We start from the raw sequence: 11,792 nt of genomic DNA, 5'->3' as shown, positions 1-11,792 counted from the left end.
GGAATGGTTGGCTCGTAGGTTGGAACAGTCGGCAGACTGTCCAGCCGGATATCCAGTTTTTGTGGTTGGGTGTTGAGTGGCAGGTTCAGGTAGAACGGGGCTGCCTTGAACGGATGGTAGACGCAGCTGGCACCCATGCGCAGAGCATTGCGCAGCGCTTCTGGCGTGTGCAGCGTGTAGGCCTGAGACATGGCTGAGGTGATCTGCTGGAACAGACCCTGCTGTGGCTTTGGCACCTGCTGCATGTTGTAGCCTTCGCCAAAGGTCGTCTCATCACCATAGATGTGATAGAGGCCAATGCCGTTGGAGGCGGCAGCTAAAGAGCCTGCCATGGCTTGCAATGCACCGGGGCCGATGGAGGTCACCACAGCACACACTTCGCCATACACCCAGCGCAGGGCCGTGCCTGCATGGGCCATTTCCACCTCATTGCGGAACTGCCATGTACGCACAAGGCCAGCATCTTCATAAACGCGCAGCACTTCGCCCAGTTCGGTAGAACCGTGGCCGAAGATTGCCAGATACTTGGTGACGCCCTGACGCATCAGGCCCAGAACCAACGCCTCAGAGAGCGTCATGGTGACTTGCTCAGCAAAATGGCCTGCAGCGATGGCAGCTTCCAGTCCGCCTTGGGCTTGAAGCCAGTGGGCGCGCTCTTGCATGCTGCCTGGAACAGATAAAGACATCTCTGTACCTCGCCGCTTAGAAGCTGATCGTCTGGCCAGTACGTGCAGAGTCTTCTGCCGCCAGCGCAAACTTGAGAACATCACGGCCTTGCCGTGCTGTCAGGATCGGGTCACCACCTTCTGTGATTGCATCAAGGTAGTGGCGTGTGGAGTTGACGAAGCTTTGCTCCCAGCCCGCATAAATATCGCGGTACTCGGTGACTTTGCCTTCGCGGTAATGAATCAGTGGTGCGGGGTTGCCAATGGAGCCGTGGCCGCAGTTGATCCAGAGGACGCCTTGCGTTCCGGTGATCTCAACCCGGTCATCCTGCGCGTAATGCTTGGTCGCGATTTCCAGCTCCGGAGAGTAAACCACCTCCAGATTGCCGATCTTGTTACCGGGGAACCGGAAGGACACCATGGACGGAGCATCCAGATAAATGCCTTTGAACACTTCAGTCTGACCGATAAAGGCGTGCACGTCAGACGGCATGCCCATAAAATGCCAGGCGAGCGCGAACTTGTGGTGCCCGTCGTCAAACACCAGCGGGCCACCACCTGCCATGTCTTTCATCTGCCGCCATGCGTTGGCAGCGGCAGGCACCTTCCAGGCGGTTTTACTTTTGCCTGGATTGGATTTGATGCGGATGGAAATCGGGTCTCCAATTGCGCCTGCATCTACCAGCTCTTTGGCTTTCAACACTGGGGGATGGAAGATGAAGTTTTCGAAGATTTTGAAAGGACGGTCATAGCTTTCTGCGGCTTCAACAAGGATGTCAGCCTCGTCCATGTTCATACACATGGGCTTTTGAAGCGAAACCATCTTGCCAGCTGCGATAGCATCCAGTGCGGCTTGTAGATGCAAGTGGTGCGGCAGCAGAATCTCGACCAGATCGACATCCGGACGGGCCAGAATCTCTCTGTAATCATCGCTGATGATCGGGTCATCAACGCCCCATGCCTCTGCCTGAGACTGGGCCTGCTTTACGTCTTGATCACACAAGGCAACAATCTTGCCCTTCGGGTTCTGCTTATACTCAATGGCATGCAAATCCGAAATACGACCTGTGCCCAGAATGGCAACGCGAACCGGCTGGTTCCCCATCCTTTACTCCCTCATAAAACACATTTTCTGAACAAGCGCGCCAAGCTCCTCAAAGCGCTTGTCATCAATTCGAACTGTCGGTCCTGAAACGCCGATCGCGGCGATCATCACCCCATGCTCATCAAAAACCGGTCCCGCCACACAGCGGATGCCGGAGGTAAATTCTTCGTCGTCAATCGCGTAGCCACGATCTCTGCTTTTGGAGATTTCTGCTGCAAGAGCGGTGTGGTCCGTCAGGGTCACAGGAGTGAACTGCTTCAGCTCCTGCTCTGCCTGTGCATCACCAAACGCCAGAAAGGCCTTGCCAAGAGCGGTGCAGTGCAACGGTCCTAGCGACCCGATGGGATGATCAACCTTGAGCGGAAGCTCAGAATCGATTTTATCCACATACCAGACCTGAGAACTGGCCAGCACAGCCATGTGTGAGCATTCGCCCGTCTCGCGGGTGAGCTGCTTCAGGATAGGCTGCCACTGCTGGCGAACTGCTACAATTGCCTCAGCCGTTGGCCCAGACCCTTGAGAACCTGTCATTTTCTCGCTTGCAGCGTAACGCCTGTCAGTCCCTTGCGTTGCGTAACCGCATGCAACCAAAGTACGCAGAATATGCGTCGCATTGGACTTGTCGACACCAAGGTAACTCGCGATATCCGTAAGCCGCAGCGGTTTGGCCTGCTGGGCAAGATAGTCGAGCGTCTGAAGTCCACGGGATAGCGATTGTAAAAGGCGCAACGTCAATCTCCATTCACACACTGGAAAAGTTGAAATATGGACAACTAATTACATGAAGTTAAACATAGGGCAACAAAATTCCAGCATCTGGACTCAGAATTGACACAGGTTTTACAGGAGTGCAAGAGGCGGTATACGTATTTTTGTACAAAATAGGGTTGACATTTACCGAAATGCACGGCGAAATGGGGCGTATATTCAGCTTTGTTGCACATAAGGCAACTTATTGACGAAATGAATTTGTAAAACATATGCAAACTCTTGGGAGGGGATTGAAATATGAATAAGCGCAGAAGGCAACTTTTGCTTGCTGCGGTGCTTGCGCCCGTCATGGCGACAGCATCCATGGTTCCATCATTTGCAGCGGACGAAGTCACTATTTCTCACTACTTTACCGGTGAGCTGGGCCAGAAAGGCCTGAAGGACATTCTGAAAGGCTTTAAAGCCAAATCCGGTATCACTGTTAAAGACAGCCCAATCGGTCATGAAGATTTCAAGACCGGTATTTTAGTACGCGCAGCGGGCAACGCACTGCCAGACGTGTTCTCTTACTGGGCCGGTGCACGCACACAGTTCGTCATTGATGCAGGCGACCTGCGTCCAATCGACGGCATGTGGGACAAAGCTGGTTTGGACAACGTTGTCGCCAAATCGGTTGCGGACGGTGCAACCAAGTATGACGGCGAGCGTTATCTGGTGCCATTCGGTTACCACTACTCCGGTCTGTTCTTTAACAAAGCTGTTATGGAAAAGGCTGGCATCACGGAAGCCCCAAAGACATGGGAAGAATTCCTCGCAGCCTGTGAGAAGCTGAAGGCAAACGGCGTGACCCCTATCGCGCTTGGTTCCAAGAACCGCTGGCCTGCCCAGTTCTGGTTTGACTATCTGATCCTTCGCACAGCGGGCCCTGACTACCGCGCAAAACTGATGAACGGCACAGCCTCTTATGCCGATCCTGAAGTGAAAAAGGCGATGGGTCTTTGGAAGAGCATGGTCGACAAAGGCTACTTTGTTGAAAATGCAAACGCAGACAGCTGGACTGATGCTTCTGACAAGGTTGCCCGCGGTGATGCGGCCATGACCCTGATGGGCACATGGATCACCGGATACTGGAACTCCATCGGCCTGAAGCCGGGTGAAGACTATGACTTCTACCCATTCCCAGAAGTAACAGCTGGTGTTCCAAACGCGGTTGTTGGTCCGGTTGATGGTCTGGTGATCTCTGCAAATGCGAAGAACCCGGAAGGGGCTGAGCAGCTGCTTGAGTATCTGGTGTCTGATCCGGAAGCACAGGCCAAGTGGGCCAACATTCAGGGCGCTCTTTCTGCCAACGTGAACGTTGCCAAGTCCAACTACAACGCCGTGATGCTCAAAGCGCTCGACACCATCGACGCTGCGCAAACCTTCGCGTTCAACTACGACCTGTCCACGCCTCCGCCAGTGGCGGAAGTTGGCCTGTCCATGTTCGCACGCTTCATGGATGATCCATCCAAAGTGGATGCCATTCTGGATGAAACACAGGCCAGCGCAGCAAGCGCGTTTGCCGAATAATCATCACACTTAAAACAGAGCCGATCGCAACATGTTTGCGGTCGGCTTGCCTCTATAGCTTCACGTATTTCCCGCCAAGCCATGCAGGTTTGGGGGAGATAGATATGCACCACTGCGAGGCAGGCTTTTTCTGAGACGGGTATGAATCAAAGCAACACATTCTGGCGCGTTGCCCTTTTGGCGCTCCCCCTCAGCGTATTCGCGCTGATCATCATCTGGCCGCTCCTAAGCTCGTTTTATTACGGCTTTACCAACTGGAACGGTTTCAGTGACAATTATGACTTCGTTGGCTTTGAGAATTTCGGAAAGCTGTTTTCCGATCGCCTCTTCATGTCTGCGGCAATAAACACGATTATCTGGATGGCCATTGCGGTGGTGCTTCCAACAATTCTTGGTCTCTCGCTGGCACTGCTGATCGACAGCCATGTGCCCGGCGGCCCGATCTTCAAAACCATCTTTTATCTGCCGATCTGTCTGTCTGCCGTTGTGGTTGGTCAGGTCTGGGTGTGGATCTACCAACCCGACTGGGGCTTGCTGAATTCCATAATTGAGTACGTCACCAACGACCGCTTCAACTACGCCTGGCTGGCAAAACCGGACAGCGCGCTCTACTCGGTCATCGTTGCATGGTCCTGGCAGGCAACCGGTCTGTCTATGGTGATCTATCTTGCAGGCCTGACGGCTATTCCCGGTGATCTGCTGGAAGTGTGCGAGCTGGAAGGCGCCACAACGTGGCAGCGCATCCGCCACGTCATTCTGCCACTGCTGACACCGGCCACCGTGGTCGTAGTAGCGCTGAGCGTGATCAACTCGCTGAAGGGTTTTGATATCCTGTACATCATGACCGGCGGCGGGCCGTTCAACAGCTCCGATACGCTGGCCATGCATATGTACAACGAGAGCTTCAAAAAGTACCTGATGGGCTATGGTAGTGCCATCTCTGTCGTGCTGTTCCTCGTCGCGCTGACCATCATTCGCCTCTATTTCAAACAGCTTAAAAAGGTGGACGAAATCTATGGCTGATACGGCTAGTCTGAGCAGCGCCAGCGGTGAATATGTTGCGCCGAAGCGGTTCAATCCGTGGCCTGTTGTCATCTTCATCTGCCTGTTTACGCTGGCAATCCTGTTTCTTGCGCCAACCTTTGGCGTGTTGCTGTCCTCCGTTAAAACCACACGGGATATTGCGCTTGGTGACCTTTGGGCCATTCCAAGCAGCATGTACTGGGGCAACTATGTTGAGGTGCTGAGCAATCCGGCGGTGCATGGCTACATGCTCAACACGTTCCTCGTGGCCGCACCTGCCACGGCGTTTTCCATCGGGCTTGGCACGCTGGCGGGTTATGTGTTCTCCAAGCTGCCGTTCAAAGGCAGTGATCTGGTGTTTCTGCTGGTGGTGTCCGGCATGTTCTTCCCGCCGCAGGTCATCCTGATCCCGCTGTTCCGTCTGTTCAACCTGATGGGGTTGATTGATACGCTGTGGCCGATGATCATCGTGCACACTGCGCTGGGGATTCCGATCTGTACTCTGCTGATGCGCAATTTCTTCGCCACCGTGCCAAACCCACTGCGTGAGGCGGCGATTTTGGAAGGGGCAAACGAATGGCAGGTGCTAACCAGGATCGCGCTGCCCATCAGCCTGCCAGCCATTGCAGTGCTGGCGACGCTTCAATTCACCTGGATCTGGAACGATTTCCTCTGGCCGCTGATCTTCACTCAGTCTGACGAGAAACGCACCATTATGCTGGGGCTTGTGTTCATGAAGGGCCAATACTCCGTTGCCTGGGGCATTCAGGGCGCTATGTCGCTGATCGCCAGCCTGCCAACGCTGATCGTATTCCTGTTCTTCCAGCGCTTCTTTATCAAAGGCATGACCATGGGTGCCGTGAAAGGATAATCGGGGACATTATGAGTAGTTTGTCACTGAAAAACATCAGAAAGTCATTCGGAGATCTGGAGGTCATCCATGGGGTGGACCTTGAGGTTGAAAAGGGTGAGTTCATCGTCTTCGTCGGACCATCCGGGTGCGGCAAGTCCACTATGCTGCGCATGATCTCAGGTCTGGAGGATGTGACATCCGGCCAGATCAACATCGCCGACAAAGACGTCACCCGCGCCCATCCATCCAAGCGCGAAATTGCCATGGTGTTCCAGTCCTATGCGCTGTTCCCGCATATGACTGTCTCCGAGAACATCAGTTTCGGCTTGCGTCTTGGCAAAATGGCGAAGGATGAGGTGGCTCGCCGCGTAAGCAATGTGGCGGAGACCCTGCAGATCACCCACTTGCTGGAACGTTATCCGCGTCAGCTTTCTGGTGGTCAACGTCAGCGTGTGGCCATTGGCCGTGCGATCATCCGCAATCCGCAGGTGTTCCTGTTTGATGAGCCGCTGTCCAATCTGGATGCTGCCCTGCGCGTACAGATGCGTTTGGAAATCGCTGGTCTACACAAGCGCTTGGGCGCGACGATCATCTACGTAACCCATGACCAGACCGAGGCGATGACCCTTGCGGACCGGATTGTGGTGTTTAACCATGGTGTGATTGAGCAGGTCGGTCGCCCGATTGATCTTTACGAGCGTCCGGCGAATAAGTTCGTGGCCGGGTTCCTCGGAGCGCCGTCCATGAACTTCATCGGGGCAACCGCTCAGCAGGGGGCTATTCAGCTGGATGGCTTCAACATCAATGATGCGCAAAGGGCTGAAGCGAATGGAGCGATCACGCTTGGCATTCGTCCGGAGCACATGAGCATCACCAATACTGAGGCCTGTGATTTCTCAGCGAAGGTGGAACTGGTTGAAGAGCTTGGGTCTGAGTCCCTCGCCTACCTGCAAACCAGCTTCTCCTCTGATCCAATCACCATGCGGGTGGACCATTCCATCACCGTGCGTGAAGGGGATATGCTGCCGGTTTCCGTGAACCGTGAGTTCCTGCATGTGTTTGCTGAAGGTGGGGCGTCCCTGTAAGGGCGTCTACCCTCCGCCGATAATGACACCGGCAGCAAACACCAATGAGCCGCCGAGAACAACCTGAAACGTCGCCCGCAAGAGCGGCGTTTCCATGTATTTGCTCTGGATCCACGCAATCGCACAGAGCTCAACCGCCACAACGAAAAACGCAATGAACGTGGCCACCCAAAAATCACTGAGCAGGTACGGGATGGTGTGGCCCAGCCCACCAAGAGCTGTCATCACGCCGGACGCAACGCCGCGCAAGACTGGCGAGCCTCGTCCGGAAATCTGCCCGTCATCCGAGACAGCCTCCGTAAAGCCCATGGAAATACCCGCGCCGATGGAGGCTGCAAGGCCAACGAGAAACGTGGTCCATGTGTTGCCTGTTGCAAAGGCTGTTGCGAACACGGGCGCCAGTGTGGAGACGGAGCCATCCATCAACCCGGCAAGGCCTGGCTGGATCAGGGTCAGGATCAGCTTGCGGTGTGCGGTTTCTTCCTCTTGCTCTCCTGTTGAGGCCAGATGAGTTTGTGACAAGGTGCGGGCTTTGTTCTGGTGATCCGCTTCCACCGCTGCCAAGTCGCCCAGCAAGCGCCGTGTATCTGCATCCGTGCTCTTCTTTTCGGCGTTCTCGTAGAATGTGCGGGAGGCTGTCTCCATGTTCTCGGAGATATGACGGATCTGATCGAGCGTCAGCTGTGTGGAGAGCCAGAGGGGGCTTCGGGCATAAAACCCTGAGACATGTTCGCGGCGGATCAGAGGAATGGTGTCGCCGAAGCGTTTTTGGTGCAGTTCGATCAACGCAATCCGGTGCTGGTCTTCTTCATTGGCCATATCGGCAAAGACGGCGGCGGTTCCGGGGTAATCATCCTGCAGCCGTTTTGCAAAGCCTCGATAGATGCGGGCGTCATCTTCCTCTGACGAGATGGCAAGCGCCAGCACCTGCTGCTCGCTCAGGTCAGAAAATCGCATGCGTGACGTCAGATACAACATCCATGAGCTTTCTAGTTTGCAATTTCGCGCAGATCCTAAGCAGATTTCATTGCAAACAGGCGGTTTCAGTCCCTCAAATAATCTGCAAATTTGAACGGGCTGGCGTGGCAAATCAGGATAATTGAGCAACGCATCATTGATTGCGCTATCAGCAGATGTGATTGATGTTTTTGGGAAAACGTGATCGGCAATGTCGGTTTAAATGCTTAGACCGCTTGCATTTGAGCAGACCGGTTTAATCAGTCTTAACTTATTATACTAAAGTCGATTCCGTGCCTTAAAATAAACGGATAGGAGGAGCACAACTTTATTAGCCAATAACAAAACTTAGTTAGCAGGAGACGTGTCATGCCTGTAAATAAGTTGAATGCTGAGCAGCACGATTGGGCCAAGGCAGTCTACCAGAACATGCATTGGAACTTCCCCGAGGAAGATGGGGACGAAACCAACCGTACAGCAAGAACCTCAAACGAGCAGGTCAATGGCGTTCATGGTAATCATGACCAACGCAATGGAACTGCCGACCCGGATTTGAGCGACTATGTCGTCGTCGACACCCCACCTCCAGAACGGCCCGCTGGCGCAAAGCCAATGCCGGTCCATGCTGTCTTTGAGGAAATTGGCCTGCCGGAATCTGAAACGCTTCGTGAGCGGTTAGACCGCTTGCGTACCTTCCAGCAGAAGAAAGAGGCTTTCTTAAAAGACCCTCTCGCTACAGCTTATGCTGACCCTTCAGCCGCCAAATGGGAGCATCATGTGAAAGATGTACTGGGCATGCCTCAGGAAAAAGCTGATGAAATGGTCAAGCAGCAGTTCACCCGTGATCTGAAAAAAGAGCTGAAGGATGAGTCCCGGAGTGTCACCAAGGAAATTTTTGACAGTCAGGCGGACGATCCCCGTTTCAATGATTTCCTGCAGAATGCAGCCAACTCCAACCCTAAGCAGCTGACCCCGGCCCACCGCGAAATGCTGGTGTTTATGAGCCAGAATATGGTCAAGCTCGGGAATGCTCTCGTCAAAGATGTCAATGAGCTGTACCGCCAGCATGCCTTCGGCAAGGCTATGAGCGACACCATCGACAATGCGAAGGAAAATGCAGTTTCTGACAGTGAGCGACAAAAGCTGGAAGAAATTGAACAGGAAGTTGTTGAGTACCGTATGGCCGTTGCCCGGCAATTGGGCATGGCACTGAACACCACAAACGACGTTCAGTCTGCCATCAGCTTTGGTCAGACCGTGGATTCTGCCGTTGATGAACTGGCAGAGCAGAACGACCGAGCCCTGAAGGCAGCCTCCGGCCTTGCAAAGATGGCGAAGAACATGGTCAACGACCACCTTGCCCAGACCAACAGCCCCCGCAAGACCATGAATTGGGTTGCCACCCAGCCATGGGCAAAGCTGGTTGATATCGACATCACCACCAAGGGTGAGTTCTTCAACATTGAAGCGCAGCTGCGCGACAGCGCTGCGGGAAATGAAGACACTGACGGTCTGGGTATCGACAGCAGCACTGATCTGGCACAGCGAAATCTGTCCAAAGAAAAGCTCATGGCCAATCCTGAGCTGATCTTCAACGGCTTGCGCTCACCAAAAATGATGGAGGCCCTGACCACCAAGGTTACGGGTGAAGCCAGCAATGATGATGTGCCATTTGTCGAAAAGCCAAGTGATCTGGCAATGAACTGGGGTGAAACCCTCGCCCGCGCACAGGCAAGTGGCCGGGATATCAGTGATCAGCTGCCTGATTACATGACTTTGAAGCAAATCCGCTATCACGACATCAAGAAGGGTTTCTTCTCCAACACGGACACCGTGAAGACGGCCTGGGTTGTGGAACAAAAACCAACCTCTGACACTGTTGCCGAGGTTAACCTAATCAACAATCTGCCACGAGCTATTGCAGGTGATCTGGGCGATCTGGCTCTCAATATGTCTGATCTGCGAGAAGATCAGTCACAAAAGAGCAGCGACATTCAGGGCAAGAGAGGGCATCTGGACGAGTTCCTTACCTCCAAGGGTGACGGTCTGTTGCAAAGCTATGGGAATGCACATGATGCGATCAGCAGCTTGCAGGACCATGCCATGAAGGAAGTCATGGCCAAGATGAGCAACGGCACAATTATCCGCAAGATCCTGAAATGGGCGAAGGAACAACCTTGGTCAGCCATGTTCCAGGTTGAAATCACACCGATGGAAGGTGGCAAGAAGGATCAGTACAATGTCGTGATCAAGGAAGTTGAACACGGCACCACAGAAGCCAGCAGTGTTGTGCTGAATGAGCCAACAGATCAAGACAAGGAAAATGCCGGTAACATCGCTGACGAAGATGATCAGGCCTTTGGTGAAGATCTGCATGGTTTGAGTGGTGCCTTGAAGGCTCTGTTGAACCCATCCGTTTACAAGCAGCTGATCTCCAAAACCACCGGAGAAAAGAGCGACGGAATGCAAATCGTCGAAGAACCAACCAAGCTGGCACGGGATTGGGCAGATCTAATTCAGAAATCTGCTGGCCCCGGTGCAAGCTTGCCGGACTATCTGGAACTTCGTCAGGTGAAGTACCGCATCCGCTCCTTCCTGCCATGGAAGAGAAACAAGCTGGAAGCCTGTTGGGTTCTGGAATTTAAGCCTACGGCTTTCAAACAAGCCGCATAAATGAGCATCATGTGCTCATAGATGACGAATGACCTTCCTTATCTAATGGCTTGGGCTCTGCGGTTCACCGCAGGGCCCGTTTTCTTATCCGGTTTGCAAGGCAATCCAAAGCGGCAGGCTGATGCATGAGAGCAAGGTGGACTGGGCGATCAGCGTGGCCGGTTGCCGGCAGTCCGCACCAAAGGCAGCGGCAAGTACATGGGCGGCTGATGCGGTGGGCAAAGCAGCAAACAGCACCAGCACAGAGGCCTGCTCTTTGGGAATGGCAAAGCTGTGCACCATAAACCAGGCGATGCAGGGCAAGGCCAACAGCTTTATGGAGTTCAACCCACCCGTATAGATATCCAGCTTCATCAGTCCTTGCCAATCAAGTGTCGCTCCAATCGCCAGCAATGCTAAGGGGATGGCGGCCAGAGCCAGTTGATTGAGACCTTCCGAAAGGACTGAGGGAAGCGGATATCCGCTCAAACCCACCGCAACACCGCTAAGGGCTGCCAGAAAGAATGGATTGAGCACCACCTTTCCCGCAGCCTTGCGCAGGCCAAGACCTTTGCCCATGGAAAGAGCCGTTATCGCCATCAGGTTTGCCATTGGCACCGCAAAGCCAATGGCGATGGCCATAAGCGAGGCACTGTCCGCATCCAGCGCACTGATCGCTACAAACCCGATGGCCGTATTAAACCGCCAGGCCGTTTGCCAGCCAGCGGCAAAATCCAGAAACCGTGCTGGCCCAAACGGGCGCAACATCCACCCCAACAGCAGCCCAACCCCTAAAATACCCCAGGTGCCCAATCCAATGATGGCTGCATCATCCAGATTGATGGGGCGAGCTGCTGCGGCGGAAAACATCAAGGCTGGGAACAGCAACTGAAAGTTTAGCGTGTCAATGCCGCGCCATGTGGCCTGATCCAGACGTTTGCCAAACACGCCGCCCAAAGCCAGCAAGCCCAGACTTGGCAGCAATGCCATCGCGATCCCCATGTGCGCTCTCCCTGACGGTTTGGTTGGTCTTTCCTGCTGCTATGTCTTAGGCTAATGGGAGACTATAAAATAATAAGCTAAGCTTATAATATGCGGTGATACCTAATGACCAAGCCTGATGGCCTCAATTCTTTTGCAATGCGCTTGCCAGAGCTTGCCGTGCGCGCTCT

At 53.9% G+C, this 11,792-nt stretch carries 10 protein-coding genes; 5 read left to right on the top strand and 5 right to left on the bottom strand.

Annotated elements, in window-relative coordinates:
- The 3 genes from PPL9_RS31235 to PPL9_RS09300 all read right to left on the bottom strand — a co-directional run.
- The coding region (locus tag PPL9_RS31235) for a thiamine pyrophosphate-binding protein (protein WP_244273370.1) at positions 1 to 686 on the bottom strand (686 nt) is incomplete at its 3' end.
- Positions 687 to 702: 16 nt separating this feature from the next.
- On the bottom strand, positions 703 to 1,770 hold the full coding sequence (locus PPL9_RS09305) for a Gfo/Idh/MocA family oxidoreductase (protein WP_057462438.1): 1,068 nt from the start codon (positions 1,768 to 1,770) through the stop codon (positions 703 to 705).
- 3 nt (positions 1,771 to 1,773) lie between these two features.
- Positions 1,774 to 2,499: an IclR family transcriptional regulator gene (locus PPL9_RS09300; RefSeq protein WP_057462437.1), complete on the bottom strand. Its 726-nt coding sequence runs from the start codon at positions 2,497 to 2,499 to the stop codon at positions 1,774 to 1,776.
- Between the two features lie 279 nt (positions 2,500 to 2,778).
- Between PPL9_RS09300 and PPL9_RS09295 the strand changes: the two genes are divergently transcribed.
- The 4 genes from PPL9_RS09295 to ugpC all read left to right on the top strand — a co-directional run bounded on the left by PPL9_RS09295 (position 2,779) and on the right by ugpC (position 7,011).
- Positions 2,779 to 4,050 carry an extracellular solute-binding protein gene (locus tag PPL9_RS09295; RefSeq protein WP_057462436.1) on the top strand — a complete coding sequence of 424 codons (1,272 nt, stop codon included), beginning with the start codon at positions 2,779 to 2,781 and terminating at the stop codon, positions 4,048 to 4,050.
- Positions 4,051 to 4,191: 141 nt separating this feature from the next.
- On the top strand, positions 4,192 to 5,073 hold the full coding sequence (locus PPL9_RS09290; protein WP_057462435.1) for a sugar ABC transporter permease: 882 nt from the start codon (positions 4,192 to 4,194) through the stop codon (positions 5,071 to 5,073).
- Positions 5,066 to 5,944: a carbohydrate ABC transporter permease gene (locus PPL9_RS09285; protein ID WP_057462434.1), complete on the top strand. Its 879-nt coding sequence runs from the start codon at positions 5,066 to 5,068 to the stop codon at positions 5,942 to 5,944. The genes PPL9_RS09290 and PPL9_RS09285 overlap by 8 nt, the downstream gene beginning before the upstream one ends.
- An 11-nt stretch (positions 5,945 to 5,955) precedes the next feature.
- Positions 5,956 to 7,011 carry a sn-glycerol-3-phosphate ABC transporter ATP-binding protein UgpC gene (ugpC, locus tag PPL9_RS09280; protein WP_057462433.1) on the top strand — a complete coding sequence of 352 codons (1,056 nt, stop codon included), beginning with the start codon at positions 5,956 to 5,958 and terminating at the stop codon, positions 7,009 to 7,011.
- A 6-nt stretch (positions 7,012 to 7,017) separates the two neighbouring features.
- Here the strand turns inward: ugpC and mbfA are convergent, their stop codons facing one another.
- Positions 7,018 to 7,968 (bottom strand): iron exporter MbfA, encoded by a 951-nt coding sequence (gene mbfA / locus PPL9_RS09275; protein WP_244271737.1) that lies wholly within the window; start codon positions 7,966 to 7,968, stop codon positions 7,018 to 7,020.
- A 369-nt stretch (positions 7,969 to 8,337) separates the two neighbouring features.
- Between mbfA and PPL9_RS09270 the strand changes: the two genes are divergently transcribed.
- The gene (locus PPL9_RS09270; RefSeq protein WP_057462431.1) at positions 8,338 to 10,641 is read left to right on the top strand and encodes a hypothetical protein; all 2,304 of its coding nucleotides are present in this window, start codon (positions 8,338 to 8,340) and stop codon (positions 10,639 to 10,641) included.
- Between the two features lie 84 nt (positions 10,642 to 10,725).
- Here the strand turns inward: PPL9_RS09270 and PPL9_RS09265 are convergent, their stop codons facing one another.
- Positions 10,726 to 11,622: an AEC family transporter gene (locus PPL9_RS09265; protein ID WP_057462430.1), complete on the bottom strand. Its 897-nt coding sequence runs from the start codon at positions 11,620 to 11,622 to the stop codon at positions 10,726 to 10,728.
- Between the last annotated feature and the right edge of the window lie 170 nt (positions 11,623 to 11,792).

The sequence above is a fragment of the Pseudovibrio sp. POLY-S9 genome (assembly GCF_001431305.1).
In the GTDB taxonomy this organism is placed as follows: Bacteria; Pseudomonadota; Alphaproteobacteria; order Rhizobiales; family Stappiaceae; genus Pseudovibrio.
Note: the sequence above shows the minus strand (reverse complement) of the source record. Positions and strands in the feature narration are given on the sequence as shown.